The following is a 15,798-nucleotide window of genomic DNA, read 5'->3' as shown; positions in this document are numbered from 1 at the left end:
GGGCGCTCAAGGGCGTGACCTGACGCCGATTCCCGGCCGGGGTTTCGTTGAGGCCACTCCACGATCCCTGCAGCCGTTTTGATGGGCTCGGGGTCAATTCCAGGGCAGGTGCGCGCGCGCCGCCCAGTACGCGGCGGGCGTCTCGGCCAGGGACAGCAGTTCCTGGAGGTCCGCGGGGCTGAGGTTCACATGGAGGGCGCGGGCGTTGCTGACGACGTGCTCTGTGGTGGCGGCGCCGCTGAGGACGACGTCCGCGAATGGCTGCGCGAGGGCGGCAGCGAGCGCGACGGCGTCGAGGGTGGCGTCGTGGCGGTCAGCGAGGGCCTGCAGGGCAGCGCGGTGCGGTCCGTACCCGCGCGGGCCCAAGCGACCGTTCGCGAGGGCTTCTTTGATCATGACGTGCCAGCCCTGGTCCCGGGCGGCCTGCAGTTGCGGGCCGGCACTGGGTTCGAGGAGGTTCCAGGTGGCCTGTACAGCGCCGAACAGCGGTTGCCCTTCGATGTGAATGTCGAGGGCGCGGGCGAGCGCGTCGCCCTGGTGAGGGCCGCTGAGGGACAGGCCGGGGGTCACACCCTCCTCACGCAGGCGGGCGAGGCGGATCTGCAGGGCGGGGTCGTGCAGGGCGGGACTGTCAGGGGTGACGGAGTGAATCAGGTACGTGCGCAGCCAGCGGCCGAGCTGGGCGCGCGTTTCCGGCCATTGCCGCTCGAAGGTGTTCACGGAGTGGTCTTTGACTTCGTGTTGTTCGGCGGTCACCTGCCAGTCCGCAACGTACGTGTATCCCCATTTGGAACTGATATGGACGTCTTGGGGGGCGCGTTGCTGCAGCCAGGCGTGCAGGAACGCCTCGGCGTGGCCGTAGGAGCGGGCGGCGTCGAAGTCGCGGATGCCGGCTGAGTAGGCGGCGTCGAGCACTTCGAGCGTGCGGGCCTGGAGGCCTTCGGGGTGGCGGGCGCCGTGCAGGTCTTCGTGGTGGCCGAGGTTGATGTAGCCGGGGCGGCCAAGCGCGGCGAGGCCAAGGCCGAGGCGGGCAGGGGCGAACATGCGCCCGTCTTATCATGCGGCGCGCTGGGTTTGCGCCTGAAGCGATCTGGATATGAAATTTTTCGGGTTTTAATCCAAGAACGTAACATTTATTATAATCAATCACCCTTAAGATTAAGCATTGAGCAAGTTTGTAGAAAAGTTCCGCGCGGAAACATGAAGAAACATTGAAAATACTCCCATGACTCACCCACGCAACCGCCGGGTCGCCAGCGTGCTCCTCGGACTCACCCTGATGCTGGGCGCCTGCTCGCAACCCGCCACCCAGGTCCAGACCCCCAACGCCACCCAGGTGGCCGTCGTCGAGACGCAGGGCCGCACCGCCAGCCAGATCGAAGCGCAGACCGGCATGCACGTCGTCACGCTCAGCGCCCGCACGGGCCTCGCCGTCCTCCGTGGCACGCCCGCCCACACCCTCCGCGCCCTAAACACCGGCAGCGAGGGCGCCGCGCCGCAGACCGAAACCACCGTTCACGTGCCTGAAGCCCACATGTCCGGCGGGCACATCGCCTGGATCGACGGCGGGCACATCGCCTGGATTGACGGTGGACACATCGCCTGGATTGACGGCCAGAAGGACGACCTGCAGGTCCAGCTGGACACCACCACCACCACGAACACCACGGGCGCCGGCATCACCGTCGCGGTCATCGACACGGGCGTCGACCTCAACCACCCCATGCTCAAGGAAGCGTACACACCCGCCACGCAATGGGTGGACCTCGTGGACGGCGACGCCACCCCCAGCGACACCGCCGCCGCTGCGGACGGGGGCTTCGGACACGGCACGGCCGTGGCGTCCCTCGTGCGCCGCGCCGCGCCCGGGGCGCGCATCCTGCCCATGCGCGTTCTCGACCACAACGGCACGGGACAGACCGGTGACGTGGCCGCCGCCATCCTGATGGCCGTGGACCGCGGCGCGAACGTCATCAACCTCAGCCTCGGCACCGACGAGGACGTGCCCGCCATCAACGCTGCCGTCGACGCGGCGCAAGCCGCGGGCGTACTGGTCCTGAGCGCCGTCGGCAACGCCGGCCTCAGCGTCGCCGACGCTCCGGCGCGCAACGCCGGCCTGGGCGCGCTGCATCTCTCGGTGTCCAGCCTGATGCGCGACGGCACCAGCGCCCCCTGGAACAATGGAGGTCGCGGGGAAGTGCAGGCGCCCGGCGAGCAGCTGATCGCCGCCGTCCCGGGCGGGTACGCGCACTGGAGCGGCTCGTCCATGAGCACCGCCGTCGCGTCCGGCGCGGTGGCGCGCGCCCTCGCCGGGGGCCTGACGCCCGCGCAGGTGGCCACGGAGTTCACCGGCCAGGCGACGTTCAACCTCCACTGACCCCACCCGCAGGCCGCCGGAAGAACCCGGCGGCCTGTCCCCAGGGCATTTCAGTTCAGGGGTGCATCGTGCCCGGAGGAGTCAACCAGCCCCGCAGGCGACCGCCCAGGACGACGGGCGGTCGCCTGCATTTGTGCATCCGCCGAGCAAAACTGTCAATGAACAGCCGCGGCCACAGCGTGATTGGCACGTCCGCTAAACTGCGGAGCATGAACGCACCCGGCGTACGCTGCGGTCACCCGGTCCGCCCCCGGTCACCGGGAGGACCGGCATGACGGACGCGCAACAAGGTGCGACCCTGATGCAGCGAGCCAGACGCGCCCGTGACCACGGCGAACTGGAGCAGGCCAAACACCTGTACCGCGCCGCTGCGGATCTGCTGAGCGGCACGGACCGGGTCCGCGCCCTCAACGGCCTCGCCGCCTGCCTCAGCATGCAGGGCAACGACGCCGCTGCGCAGGACGTCCTCGAAGAGGCGCTGCGCGTGGCGGTGGAGGCCGGCGAGGAGGCGCTCACGTTGAGTATCCGCTCCAATCTCGGCGCGGTCGCGCTCAACACCGGGAACCTGGAGGTCGCGGCGGAACACCTGGGCGCCGCGCTCGAAGGCATGCAGGCGCACGACCCGATGCGTGCGGCGGTGCTCGCCTCGAACCTCTCGGCGGTGCTGTCGCGCCTCGGGGAGCATGAGCGTGCACTCGTGCTCGCCCTTGACAGCCTGCGCGTCCTTGAGGACGCCGCGCAACGCAGCGGCCCGGAGGACACGGAACTGCTCGGCCTGCAGCTGTCCGCCGAGACGAACGCCGCGTTCGCCGAGTCGGGCCTGGGCCGAACTGCCGAAGCGGACGCCCGGTACCGTTCAGTGCTGGCGCGCGCCACGAGCCACAAGCTGCTGGCCCTGCGGCTGCGGGCGCTGCTGGGCCTCGGGCGCTGCCCTACGCCAGAGGCGCGCACCTTCCTGGAAACTGCGCACCGCGAGGCGTACGAGGTGGGCGACGCCGAGGTGATCGTGGAGGCCGCCATTGCCCTCGCGGCCCACGGCGACCCGGCGGAGCGCGCTGCCTGGGCGGAGAGGGCGCGCGTCGCGTCCGCCGGGCGCGCCACCCTGCAGGCAGGCGCACTGCGCGCCCTCTCTGCGGCGCACCGAGACCTCGGCCAGCACGCCGCGGCCCTGGACGCCCTGGAGCAGGCCATGCAGTTGGAGGAGCGCACGCTGCAGCAGCGGCGGCGCAACCGCACCGCTGACCTGGAGCGCGCGCACGCCCTCGGCCGCGCCGAGGCGGAGCGGCAGGCGGCGGAACGCGCCCGCGAGCAGGCCGAGCAGCAGGTCATGGCGCACGCCGAGCGGCTGCTGCACCTCACCACGCATGACCAGCTCACCGGCCTTCTGAACGCCGCCGCGTGGCATGAGGTCGCGCGCCGTGCGCTCGGCGTGGGCGGCGCCACGGTCGGCGTGATGGACCTCGACCGCTTCAAGGTCGTGAACGACACGCTCGGGCACGCAGCCGGCGACGAGCTGCTCGCGGAACTCGCGCGGCGCCTGCGGGGCGCGCTGCGCCCCGGCGAACTGACCGCCCGCATGGGCGGCGACGAGTTCCTGCTGCTGCTGCCCGGGCCGCGCATCGGTGGGCAGAAACGCGCCGCGGAAATCCTCGCGGCCATTCAGGGGCCCGTGACGCTGCGCGACCGGACCGTCGAGGTGCAGATGAGCCTGGGTGTCGCGTTCGGCCCGGACGACGCGAACACCAGCGAACGCCTGGTGTCGCTCGCGGACGCCGCCATGTACCGCGGGAAGCGCGCGGGCGGCGGCGGCCTCACCCTGCATGCCGGTGAGGCGGGCGAGGACCTGCTGGAGCTGGAGGGCGCGCTCGTGCAGGCGCTGCGCGCGTGGACGTTCACGCTCGCGCACCAGCCGATCGTGCGCGCCGGCACCGGCGAGCTGGTGGGCGTGGAGTCCCTGCTGCGCTGGCGCTGGCAGGACCGGTTCATCGGCCCGAACCTGTTCATTCCCCTGTTGGAGCAGCGGGGCGACATCGTGGAAGCGACCGCGCAGGTGCTGCGGCACGCCTGCCTGGAGGCGGCGCCGCTCGGCATTGACGTGTCCGTGAACATCAGCGCCCGCGACCTGCACGACGGGTTCGTCATGAACGCCGTGAAGGCCGCCGTCGCGGAGTCCGGTCTGCCGCCGGGGCGGCTGGTGCTGGAACTCACGGAGAGCATGCTCCTCACGGACCCCGGTCACGCGAGCGCCGTGATGGAGGAGCTGCATGAGTACGGCGTGCGCATCGCCATTGATGATTTCGGGACGGGGTACAGCAGCCTGTCCCTGCTTGCGAAGCTGCCCGTGACGCGCGTGAAGATCGACCGGAGCTTCATCGGCGGGCTCGCACCGGACGCGCCGCACCGCGAGCGGGCGGTGCTGGAAGGGATTATCGGCCTTGCGCACGGCCTGAACCTCGCGACGGTGCTGGAGGGCGTGGAGACGCAGGCGCAACTCGACGCGGCAGGCCTGATGGGGGCGGACCTGATTCAGGGGTACTTCACGGGGCGGCCCATGCCGATTCGTGACCTGCGCGCGCGGCTGGGCTTCCCGAACGACGAGTGAGGCGCCTACGGGCGAGCAGCCCGGCGGGTGTCCTTCCAGGTCGGCGGCCCCCTCAACGTCAGGAGGGGCAGCCCGGTGACTGCCCCTCTCCCCTGTAAGCGTTACCCGAGCAGCGGGTGCAGGTCGCGCTGCGCGACGAGCGCGAGCATGTGCAGCCCGCGCGAGGCGCTCACGTACAGCAGGCGGTTCTCGTACTCGGTGTCCGGGTCGTAGTTGTCCGCGTCCGCGCCGACCACGACGCACCCGTCGAATTCCAGGCCCTTGGCGAGGTTGACGGGCAGGATGACGACGCCGCCCCGGTAACGGGCCTGTTCGTTGGTGATGGGCTGCGAGTCCACGTCGTGCGCCTGCAGTTGCGGCACGAGGGCGTCGGCGTCGGCGGTGCGGCGCGTCACGAGGGCGATGTTGGTGTGCCCGGCGGCCTGCATGGCCTTCACGGCCTGCGCGGCGAGGTGCGGGACGCCGCCGCCCGTGAGGCGCAGCACTTCCGGGCCGTCGCGGTCCACGCCGACCACGGCGCCCGCGCGGTTGTACGTTGCGGCGACCTGCGCGGCGAGCGCGGTGATTTGCCGGGTGCTGCGGTACGTGCGCGTGAGGGTGAGTTGCGTGCCGCCGCCCAGCGCGGCCTGCACGTCCGCCCACTGGCTGGGGCCCTTGTAGCCGTGCAGGCCCTGGTTCAGGTCGCCGAGGGCGGTGAGGTGCCCGGGGCGGGTGGCGCGGCCCAGCAGGGTGTACAGGAGCGGGCTGTAATCCTGCGCTTCGTCGAGGACGAGGTGGTCGTACGGTTCGAGGGTGCGGCCGACGACTCGCCCGAGGCCGCCCATCAGGGCCTGCACGGCGAGCATCAGGGGAAGTTCGGTGACGTCGGCGTTTGCGCGGCGCGGTCGGGGTACGGCGGTGAGCGGGTCGCTGAGGAGCACGTCAATCATGCGGTCCTTGAGGATGCCGTCGGCGGCGGCGCGCAGGGCGGCCTCGTCGGTGAGCAGGCGCCGCGCTTCGCTGACGGGCAGGACGTTGCCGAAGACCCGCCCGAGGAGCCGCGTGAGGTCCTGCGCCACCTGGCGGAGCACGCCGGCTTCCTCGGCGTCGCTGGCGTTGGCGCGGGCGAGCACTTCCGCTTCGAGGGCGGCGCGGTACGCGTGCCGGTACCCTTCGAGCGGGTCGCGCGCGAGAACGTCTTCCAGCAGACCGCTGAGCGTGGCGTGGTCGAGCGTGAGGGTGAGGGGCGCGCGGCGGACCTCCACGTTCAGGCGCAGGTCCGCGCCGGCGAGGCCCGCGCGGAATTTGCCGTGCAGGTGCTGGCGGACGACCTGCAGCATGCGCAGGTCCCCGAGCAGTTTGGCTTTGCGCCACGCGGCGGCGCGGCGGGTGTTGTCGCGGTCAGTGAGGAGCAGCGTGAGGGTGCGGTCGGTGATTTCGAGCTTCTCGAGGCCCAGGAACCCCACCGCCCACGTTTCGGGCGTGGTGACCGTGACGCCTTCGAGTTGCAGGCCCGGCAGGACGCGCGCGGCGTAGCTGGCGAGGACGGCGTTCGGCATGAGGACCATGCACGCTTCGGGGCGGGCCATGTGCACGCCCCGGTCGGGGTGGCTCATCCAGGCGAGGCGGTGGAAGCCGATGGTGGTCTTCCCGGACCCGGCGGCGCCTTGAATGAGGGTGTGGGTGCCGGCGGGGGCGCGCATGGCGTCGTTCTGTTCCGGCTGGAGCGTTTCGACGACGTCGCGCATGCCGGTGGTGCTGCCTTCGGCGAGGCGGCGGAGCAGCACTTCCTCGCGTCCGCCGGTGTCGCCGCCGGCGTCCACGTCGTAGAGGTCCACGACGGCGCGCAGGGTCTTGTCGCGGACGTCAAGCTGGCGGCGGCGCAGGATGGTCCCTTCGGGGCCGCGTTTGGGCGTCCAGCGGAGCGCTTCGCTGTAAAAGAGGCTGCCCACGTCGGATTCCCAGGAGGTGACGCTGTGGGGGCCTTTCAGGTCGCGGAAGGCGTGCTTACCGATGTACAGGGTGTGGGTTTTGCCGCCGACGCGCACGCGCAGGCTCCCGAAGTACGGCGCGTGGACGTGGGGGCTGAGGACGGCGGCGTGCTCCTCGGCGACGTCGGCCATGGTGACGCTGGTTTCGAGGTCCGCGCCGACGTTGCGGTCGCGGTCTTCCCAGGCGTTGATGCGTTCGAGCATCGCCTGGATGGTGCCCTGCAGGTGAGCGGCCTCCTGGGGGTGGTCGGGGTGGGTGGGGTGAGGGGCGGTCGTCACGCCCCCTAAGGTAGTGCGTTCGTGCGGGGGGCGTTGTGAGCGTGACGACGCCGTGGGCTGCGTGGCGGGCTGATCAGCAGGCTGACCGTCTTGCTCACTGGCTGCTTTTTTCGCTGTCTGACAGGTTTTTTGGGTGGATGGCAGGTCAGCTGAGCAGGTGAGCAGAAAACTTTCTGATCTGTTTACTAGTAAATTTGTTTTCTGATTTTCTTGTTTCCCTACTGGTTTCTTTTATGACCTGTTACACTGCCAGCAAGATGAGTAACAAACGTTCTGGACCGCTGATCATCGGACTGGCCAGCCTGAAAGGTGGCGTGGGCAAGACCACCTCCGCCGTTCACATCGCCGCGCACCTCGCCGACCGCGGCCTGCAGGTCCTGCTCGCCGACGGTGACCGCATCCGCACCGCCAGCGCCTGGGGGCGCGGCGGGCGCCTCCCCTTCAAGGTCGGCAGCGCCGCCATGCTCGCCCGCGCCGGCGACTACGACGCGGTCGTCATCGACTCCCGCGGCGGCCCCGAAGACACCGAACTGCTCGACCTCGCCGAAAACAGCGACCAGCTGATTCTTCCCACCACCCCCGACCTCTCCGGCATGGACGGCATGATCCAGACCATCGAGGTGCTCGACCGGCATGGCATCCCCGCCGACCGGTACGCCGCCCTGCTCACCATGATCCGCCCGCGCAGCATGAAAGAAGCCCTCGCGCGCAAGGCCCTCACCGAAAACAACATCCCCGCCCTCAAGGCGGGCGTGCGTCAGAGTGAAGCGTTCCGCGACGCGAACAACGCCGCCACGCTCGTGCGCGACGTGCGCGGCAACGACCTCGCCGGGAAGTGCTGGCGCGACTACGGCGCCGTCACCACCGAACTGCTGCGCCGCATCGGGGTGGACGCGTGAGCGGCCTCAGCGCCGGCCTGCGCGCCCTGCGCGCGCAACGCGGTACCGAGGACGCCGAACAGGACGCGCCCGAGCCGACCCCCGCCACGCCGGCACCACGCGTCACCCGGCCAGCCGAACCGGCCGTGCCCGCCGCCCGCCCGGAAGCGCGCGAGACGTTCTCCACGAAACTCAAACCCAGCCTGCGCCTCGGCCTGAAACGCCACATGCTCGCGCTGGAAGAGGACCTCGGGCACCGCGTACGCCTCGAAGACGTCATGGAAGCCCTCATCGCCCGGTACCTGAGCGACGACACCTTCCGCGCCACCGTGGACGGCGACCTGCCCCGCTAACCCCGCACGGAACGGCCATACGGCCCGAGTCCTCCGTGCCTTCATGACGCGCAGGCCGATGCTGAAGCATCGGCCTGCGCGTCAGCGTCCACGCCGGGTCAGGCCGTGGGGGTCCCGTCCGCTGGCTCCGGGTTCAGTTCCAGCAGGTGGTACGGCGCGTCCGCCCGGTGCTGCCGCAGCAGCGGCAACGCCACATTGAAGACGGGCGTCCCGTTCGTCAGCTGGCCCTCAGGCGCGCCGTTGTGTGCGTGGCCGTGGAACACCGCCGCCACCGGGAAACGGGTCAGGGGCTCCTCCAGCCGGCTGGTGCCGAGAAACGGGAAGATCTCGGGCGGTTCGCCCTGCACCGTGGCCGCCACCGGCGCGTAATGCAGGACCGCCACGCGCTGCGGTGTGCGCAGCCGCGCGAGGGCCGCTTCGAGTTTCATGGCCTCGTCCAGCGCTTCTTTCACGAACGCCTTGATGGGCGCCTCGCCCCACGCACCGAGCGTGAACCGCCCGAACCCGCCCCCGAATCCCTTGGCCCCCGCGAACCCGACGCCGTGCACCTCGCACGCCTCCCCATCGAGAATGGTGACGCCCGCGTCGCTCAGGATGCCGCGCACGTCGTCGGGCGTGCCGTTCTCGAAATCGTGGTTGCCGAGCACCGCCACGACCGGCACGCGGACGCCCGCGAGTTCGCGCACGAGCACGTGCGCCTCGTCCGCCAGGCCGTAGTCCGTGAGGTCGCCGGGCAGCAGCAGCACGTCCGCCTCACGGGCCGCCTGCGTCAGCAGGGGCGCGAGCGTACCCTGCGACGTCTTCGTGCAGTGAATGTCACTCACAGCGGCAATACGAACGGTGCGCGTCATACGTCCTCCTGAGGGGGCGTCGGGTCCGGCTGGCCGATGGCGGCTGTCCATGTGGTGATGTCCTGCGGCTGCATGTACCCCTGCGTTTCGCGCGCGTCCGCGTACCCCCAGCGCTCCACGTCCGGCAGGTACTGCTCGCGGGACAGCAGGGTCCCCAGGCAGACCTTCCCGGGTGGGGGGTTGAGGTTGTCGTGCGACGTGAGGCGGCTCAGCATGCCCTGCATGAACTTCTCGGGGATGCGGTGCGACTCCCCCGGATACACGAAGCCGAACATCATCACATGCGCGAACAGCAGCTGCCAGTGCGGCCCGAACCGCTGCACGAGGCGCCCCCAGGCGATGTCCTCCGCTTTCGCGCGAATGAGGTGCGCGACGTCCGCCCCGTCGAACCGTTCGCGCTCGCACACGTACGCCTTGTGCCACAGCAGCTCCTCAACAGGCACGAGGTGCACGGGCACGCCGAACACCTCGTCGGCCGTGGCCCGCTCGAACCATTCGTCATCGACAGTGCCGACGCCGTTGGCGCTGCTGTAGATGATGTCCACGAAATCGTCGCCCTGGTGCGCTTTGCCCAGCCAGTGCGGGAAGGCGGTGTGCGTGCTGTACCCGGCGCGCCGCAACGCATCGAGGACACGGGGGGCGTCCTCGGGGCGGGTGAACAGGTCGAGGTCCTTGGTGTGCCGCTCAATGCCGGTGTACCGCGCGAGGGCGTACGCGCCGCCCAGCAGGTAGGGGAGGCCGGCCTCGTTCAGAACGGTCAGCGTCTGAATGTAGAAGTCGCGGGAACGCTCGTCGAGTACGTGGTGACCCGTGGTCATGACGGCCCGCCAGCGACGAGTGGGAAAGGGGTGGTCATGCGTTCAGGGTGGAGGGTGCGGGTGGCTGTCAGGTTTGACGCGAAGCAAGAGTTCTTCAGGGACGCCAGCACCGCCGCTTGACGCTCCCCTCATGCTGCAGAGTCGACAGGACGCAACCGGTGGGCCAGTCTCGGCAGGACGCAAGCCCGTTATGGAGCCGCGCGCACTTCAAACCATCGGGAGACACCGGGATTGGTCCTTGCAGTGGCGGCCCGGTAAGGCCGCGCAGCCCAACTTCCACGCGTTCTGAAAGGCGCACACTGGCTTCTTGCAGCTGCGGGACCGCCCTGCGCGCTCGGCGCCGTGGCTGTCGCTGTCTGCGCAGGTGCTTGCCGCAGCAGGGTGCCTCTCGGTGAAGCCCTCGTACGGAACCTTTCTCAGGTTGATCGGATCACGCCGCGTTTTTAGAGAGGTCGTAGCACACCGCCGCCCCCTTCTCTATAAAAAGGTGCTATTTAATATTTTATTCTTGATAATAAAACCCAGAGTTTTGGTTTTCAGGCTGAGCCCACCATCCTTAGTTTTGGTCATGTCCTCAATTCGGTTTTTCGTGTTTATCGTCGTTACCCTGGTGGTCTACATCTACATTCTCAGGTGGACCTTACGGGCCCGAGCCGTCACGCCTACAGCGGGCGTAACGGCCAGCCTGGCCTTCATCGTGGTCATCGTCGGTATGTACTTTGCCCGGTTCGGCGCCAACGCTGGCATGCCGTGGCCCATCTACTACGGCGTTCCAGCAGCGACCACCCTGCTGCTCCCGCCACTCGTCCTGCGCATGCGGTTCAGTGAATTCGCCCGCTACGTCGTGCTTGCGTTCGCATCATCGCCCGTCATTCACGCGGTGTTCTCGCTTTTCGTGGGCTGGCATGAGTACATGCCTTTCTGGAACATACCCTCGTTGTGGGGCGCGGGCGCGTAGGCACTTCAGGAGTGATGTTTCCGAAGCTTGCGCCCTAACCACGCACCGAGGCGGCCTTCTTAAACGTCGCTTGCTGTGGAGCACCTTCTGCGGCCCCGGTTGGTCAGAGTCAGGAGCGCAGTCCGCCGGGGGCGGTGTTTTATGGGCGGTCCGCGAAAGTTCTCATACTCGCTGAGGCGTCCCGGCGCATGACCTGCAAGGCTTAAAAAGCCGATCCCAGAATGCACTCGTAGGGCCTCCAACATCGTTCGTGAGAGTTTTTTTGACGTACACTAAAGAGACACATATTGTGCTCATCCGCAACACACAACCACCCCCCCATCCCCCCTGGAGTGCCCATGCGTTTACGTTCCGGTCCGCTTGCCCTGCTTACCCTCCCCCTGCTGCTCGCCGCCTGCACGGCACCCAGCACGCCCAGCGCCCCTACGGTCGACGCGCAGAACATCAAACTGCACCTCAGCCCCCTCGGCGGCCTCAGCACGCAGGGCATCCCCAGCGGCCTCACGCCCGCGCGCACGCACCTCAAAGTGATCGTGACGACCGCCGACGGTCACCTCGTCACGTTCAAGAACGGCGTGTACGCCCCTGCTGGCGACGGCGACACCTTCCTCACCCTCAACGCCGCGAACAACTTCAGCGTCGACGTCCTGCTGCCCGCCAAGGACTACCGCTTTGAAACCATCCTCAAAGACGGCACGGACGAATCCACGACCAGCAACACCCTGCTCGGCTACAACCTGAGCGACGCCACGGCCGTCAACGCGCAGCACAGCAACGTCCGCCTCACCGTGCACACCGTCCTCAACACGGACGACACGACGCTCGGCTTCGCGCTCCCGACCGACACGGTCTACACCAGCGACAAGCTGGACCTGCGCCTGCGCGCCAAGAGCCACGCCCTCGACAACGGCGACGGCGGCACCGACACCTTCAACGTTCCGCTCAACGACTACAGCGTCGGCGCGTACACCGCCACGAACGGCGTCGTCAACGCCGCGAAGTCCAGCAAACTGGGCACCGTCGTCACGGCCGTCGGCACCACCAGCGACCCGAGCGTGACCGTGACCGTCCCTGTAACCGCCTGGGTGCAGGATGAAGCCAACGCCGAGCACGCGACGCTCACGACGTTCAACGTCTCGTTCACGCACCCGGTGGTCCTCAACAGCATCAGCACGGACGTCACCGCGCCGACCGCGACGCTGACGGTCAACCAGGAACTCAGCCCTGTGACCGTCAGCGGCACCGCCGAGGATCAGGGGGGCCGCGTGGAGGCCGTGCGCCTGTTCGACGGCGTGGAACTGGTGGCCAGCACCGCGCAAGACGAGCAGGATGCCGGGGCCGCCCCCATCACCTTCGAAGACGGCAGCACCACCTGGCAGACCGCCTGGACGCCCGCTATGGGCGCGCACGAGCTGACCCTGATCGCCGAGGACAGCGCCGGCAACGAAACCCGCCAGACGCAGACGTTCGAGGTCAGCTTCCACGACCGCGAAGCGCCGGTCATCAACCAGGACAGCATCTACGCGTCCGGCGGCCTCCTGTCCTTCACGGTCACGGACAATGTGGGCGCCGTATCCGGCAGCGTCTTCCGCAACGGCGAACTGATCGGCACGGCGCAGACCTCTGACAATGACAACGACCCCACCAGCACGAACATGTTCGTGTTCTTCAACAACGAATCCGGCGTGCAGCCCGGCGACGTGCTGGTCATCTCGGCGTACGACGCAGCTCAGAACGTCAGCGAGCCCGTGACGTACGTGGTGCCTGGCGTCGAACCCGAGCCGCTCCCCTAAGCCCCGCGCCACCAGGTTCCGCACGAACGCAAGCGACCCCCGCGCTTGCGTTCGTGCTTCATGCACCCCAGGCTGGAAGGATGCCCCGCATGCCGCACCTCACCCCTGACCTTCTCGCTCGCCTCAGCCAGACCCGGCATGTTCCCGGCATGGCCGTCGCTGCGCAGGTTGGTCACGACACGCAGCACCTCTCGTACGGCGTCGCCGACCTCGAAACGGGCCGCGCCATGGACGCCGCCACGACGTTCCCTATCGGGTCCATCACCAAGACCATGACGGCCACGCTGGCCCTCCAGTTACGCGACGCCGGCCAGCTGGACCTGGACGCGCTCGTCGCCACCTTCCTGCCCGGGTTGCCGCTCGAAGACCCGGACACCGCGCGTACGCTGACGGTCCGGCACCTGCTCACGCACACCGCCGGGTTCGGGCCACCGCAGCGCCTGGCACCCAGCGGGGACATGACGCTCGCGACCGTCGTGTCCCGCCTTTCGACCATCACGCAGCGCAAACCGGTCGGGACGTACAGCTACAGCGACGTGGCCTACCTGCTGGTGGGCCGCATCATCGAGCTCATTACGGCCCGGCCGTTCGAGGAGGTGCTGCGCGAGCGGCTGCTGCGGCCGGTCGGCCTGGCGCACGCTCGATTCCTGCACGAGCCGCCCACGCCGGGCACGCACCCGGCGTGGGGGTACGTCCTGACGCCGGACCAGACGCTGGCGCGGTACAACGGGCCCACGTACGGGCCGTACGTCGCGCCCACAGGAGGCCTAAGGCTCACCGTCCAGGAAATCCTGACGTACCTACAGTTCGTGTTGCGTGGTAGCGTCACGGCGACGGGGGAAGCGCTGCTGTCGGCATCGTCCGCGCAGGAGCTGCTCACGCCCGTCTCGCCGCTGGAGCGCGGGCGGACGCGGACGCTCGCGTGGGAGGTGGAATCGAGCGGCGAGCAGCTGGTGTACAAGCAGCGCTGCAGCCTGATGGGCATCCACGGCGTGGCCTTCATCGTGCCGGAGCGGCAGCGGGCCGGGGTGGTGTTCAACAACGCCCTGCACGGCCTGCACGCCGAGGTGGAAGTGTCACGCGTGCTTCTGGAGTAGGGCTTCCCGCGTCTTCGGCAGGTCAAGAATTAAGGAAGAGGGCCACGTGCGTGGCCCTCTTCCTTGTTGTGAACGCCTGTGCAGTTACTGGACACTCACGCGGACGTTGTCAAGACCCCAGCTTTCGTCGCCGTAGTCCTGAATGCCATACCCGGCGAACGTCAGGTCCAGCGTGTTGCCGGTGTGGTCAAAGGTCCTGGTGATGCGGTAGACGGAATCACCGTAGCCGTCGTTGCCGAGGGTGTTGTTCTCGATGGTGCCAGTGCGGGCGGGGAAGCTGCCGGACGGCAGGCTGCCAGGGTACGCCTGCATGAAGCCGCTCACGTTGGCGAAGTTGGTGCTCAGGAGGATGGGGCCGCCTGCCACGCTGAGCGTCCAGCGTTCGTCGTTGAACTGCTGACCGTCCATGCTGTTGTTGATGTACAGGTCGAACGTGACCGTCACCTTGTGGTGCTCGGGCAGGCTGCCGACGCTGAGGGTCGTGCCGTCGCTGTAAGCGAAGGGGCCCAGGTAGATGCGGCCCGTGGGGGTCTGGTCGAGGGGTGCGGACGACCACTGGTTCGCCGTCCATGCCTCGAAGTCACCAGAGTAGACCGTGCTGAACGGCGTGGTGAGGGTCACGTTGCCAGCTGCGTCGGTGGCCCGCAGGGACAGGGTGTGCGGACCAGGCGCCGCCGACCACGGCATGGTCCAGTTCGGGGTGTTGTTGCCGTAGAGGTCCTTGAGGAAGGTCACGGCAGCCACGCTGCCGGATTGGTCGGCGGGGTCGCTGCTGCCGATCAGCACGCCCGCGTCGTACACGCGGACGTTCGAGAGGCCGTTCACGCTCTCCGCGGTCCCGGTGAGGGTGTTCGGCGCGTTCCAGCTGGCGCCGGGGGAGGCGATGGTGGCTGGCACCTTCGGCGACTGCAGTTCGATGGGGGCGCTGTAGTTCAGGCTGATGGGCTGCAGGGCGGCCGTGTCGGTGCCGGGCTGACGCACCCAGGCGCGCAGGGACGCCGTGACGTTCAGCTGCTGGGCGTTGAGGCCGCCGGCAACCTTGACGTTCACGCCGAGCAGGCTGGACGCGCCGAGGGTGCCCTGTGCCGGGTCGGCGATGGTGTACGGCGTCTGGCCGAGCGCAAGGTCCGTGGTGGGCACGGTGTACGCCACGCCATTCACGGCGCCCGTCCGGGCGAACACGCGGAGGTTCGCGGCGTCGTTGATGTACACCTTGTGCGCGGTCTCCACGAAGTCGAGGCGGCTCTGGTTCGGGTCGACGACCGCGTGGAACTTCAGCGGAACGGTGGTGTTCACCTTGTCGATCTGCTGGGTGTTCTCGCTCTCCGGGCCGTACGCGAGGAGCGTGTCGGTGCTCGCGCCGTTCTGGCCAAGGTCCTTGGTGACGTTCTCGAAGCTGTACGTGCCGGCCGGGAGCAGCAGCGCCGCGTCGAAGCCGTTCGCGGCGTTCAGGCGGACGGCGGCGTCGCCGTCACCGTCGGGCGCGTACACGCCGTTCTTGAACGTGACGACGGCGTTGTGGCGGTCACGCACTGTGATGGTCATCTGCGCGGCGGGCGGCGCGCCCGCCGCGTCCGTGGGGGCACCCTGCGGGCGCAGCGTCTGGGGCGCGAGTGTGCCCCGGAGGGCCTGCGCGTTGAGGTGCAGCTGGACAAGGCCGGCGCTGGTGGGCGTGGCGGTGGGGGTACCCTGCCCGCACGCTGCGAGAAGCAGCGGGAGGCTGAGCAGGCCGAGGTGAAGGGAAGGACGACGTGCGGTCATGGGGCTCCTTGGCGGACGCGTCGCAGTGGGCTGGACGGTCAGGGAAAGCAGGGCGCGTCAG

The 15,798-nt window shown here is 68.8% G+C and carries 12 protein-coding genes; 7 read left to right on the top strand and 5 right to left on the bottom strand.

Annotation, left to right across the window (positions count from 1 at the left end; genetic code table 11):
- Positions 1 to 93: 93 nt before the first annotated feature.
- Positions 94 to 1,044, bottom strand: coding sequence for an aldo/keto reductase (locus tag DEIMA_RS01995; RefSeq protein WP_013555561.1), 951 nt, complete (start codon positions 1,042 to 1,044; stop codon positions 94 to 96).
- Between the two features lie 181 nt (positions 1,045 to 1,225).
- Here DEIMA_RS01995 and DEIMA_RS16675 point away from each other — a divergent pair, with 181 nt between their 5' ends.
- Together DEIMA_RS16675 and DEIMA_RS16670 are read left to right on the top strand one after the other, a co-directional pair.
- Entirely contained in the window at positions 1,226 to 2,377 is a 1,152-nt protein-coding gene (locus tag DEIMA_RS16675; protein WP_013555560.1) for a S8 family serine peptidase, read from the top strand.
- Between the two features lie 271 nt (positions 2,378 to 2,648).
- Positions 2,649 to 4,979: an EAL domain-containing protein gene (locus DEIMA_RS16670; RefSeq protein WP_013555559.1), complete on the top strand. Its 2,331-nt coding sequence runs from the start codon at positions 2,649 to 2,651 to the stop codon at positions 4,977 to 4,979.
- Positions 4,980 to 5,080: 101 nt separating this feature from the next.
- On the opposite strand, the gene DEIMA_RS01980 is transcribed toward DEIMA_RS16670, so the two are convergent.
- On the bottom strand, positions 5,081 to 7,228 hold the full coding sequence (locus DEIMA_RS01980; protein ID WP_013555558.1) for a HelD family protein: 2,148 nt from the start codon (positions 7,226 to 7,228) through the stop codon (positions 5,081 to 5,083).
- A gap of 257 nt (positions 7,229 to 7,485) precedes the next feature.
- On the opposite strand from DEIMA_RS01980, the gene DEIMA_RS01975 reads away from it, so the two are divergent.
- Positions 7,486 to 8,127, top strand: a complete 642-nt coding sequence (locus DEIMA_RS01975) for a ParA family protein (protein ID WP_148234872.1) — start codon at positions 7,486 to 7,488, stop codon at positions 8,125 to 8,127.
- Positions 8,124 to 8,459: a hypothetical protein gene (locus DEIMA_RS01970; RefSeq protein ID WP_013555556.1), complete on the top strand. Its 336-nt coding sequence runs from the start codon at positions 8,124 to 8,126 to the stop codon at positions 8,457 to 8,459. Before DEIMA_RS01975 ends, DEIMA_RS01970 begins: the two co-directional genes overlap by 4 nt.
- A gap of 98 nt (positions 8,460 to 8,557) precedes the next feature.
- On the opposite strand, the gene DEIMA_RS01965 is transcribed toward DEIMA_RS01970, so the two are convergent.
- The gene (locus DEIMA_RS01965; protein ID WP_013555555.1) at positions 8,558 to 9,310 is read right to left on the bottom strand and encodes a metallophosphoesterase family protein; all 753 of its coding nucleotides are present in this window, start codon (positions 9,308 to 9,310) and stop codon (positions 8,558 to 8,560) included.
- Positions 9,307 to 10,128 carry a nucleotidyltransferase family protein gene (locus DEIMA_RS01960; protein WP_013555554.1) on the bottom strand — a complete coding sequence of 274 codons (822 nt, stop codon included), beginning with the start codon at positions 10,126 to 10,128 and terminating at the stop codon, positions 9,307 to 9,309. Before DEIMA_RS01960 ends, DEIMA_RS01965 begins: the two co-directional genes overlap by 4 nt.
- 307 nt (positions 10,129 to 10,435) lie before the next feature.
- On the opposite strand from DEIMA_RS01960, the gene DEIMA_RS17690 reads away from it, so the two are divergent.
- The 3 genes from DEIMA_RS17690 to DEIMA_RS16665 all read left to right on the top strand — a co-directional run bounded on the left by DEIMA_RS17690 (position 10,436) and on the right by DEIMA_RS16665 (position 13,976).
- Positions 10,436 to 11,086: a hypothetical protein gene (locus DEIMA_RS17690; RefSeq protein ID WP_148234871.1), complete on the top strand. Its 651-nt coding sequence runs from the start codon at positions 10,436 to 10,438 to the stop codon at positions 11,084 to 11,086.
- Between the two features lie 338 nt (positions 11,087 to 11,424).
- On the top strand, positions 11,425 to 12,879 hold the full coding sequence (locus DEIMA_RS01950; RefSeq protein ID WP_013555552.1) for a hypothetical protein: 1,455 nt from the start codon (positions 11,425 to 11,427) through the stop codon (positions 12,877 to 12,879).
- A gap of 89 nt (positions 12,880 to 12,968) precedes the next feature.
- Positions 12,969 to 13,976 carry a serine hydrolase domain-containing protein gene (locus tag DEIMA_RS16665; RefSeq protein ID WP_013555551.1) on the top strand — a complete coding sequence of 336 codons (1,008 nt, stop codon included), beginning with the start codon at positions 12,969 to 12,971 and terminating at the stop codon, positions 13,974 to 13,976.
- Positions 13,977 to 14,060: 84 nt separating this feature from the next.
- On the opposite strand, the gene DEIMA_RS01940 is transcribed toward DEIMA_RS16665, so the two are convergent.
- Entirely contained in the window at positions 14,061 to 15,737 is a 1,677-nt protein-coding gene (locus DEIMA_RS01940; protein WP_013555550.1) for a hypothetical protein, read from the bottom strand.
- Positions 15,738 to 15,798: the final 61 nt, after the last annotated feature.

It is taken from the genome of Deinococcus maricopensis DSM 21211 (assembly GCF_000186385.1).
GTDB lineage: Bacteria > Deinococcota > Deinococci > Deinococcales > Deinococcaceae > Deinococcus_B > Deinococcus_B maricopensis.
This window is presented reverse-complemented; position numbering and strand designations above follow the sequence as displayed.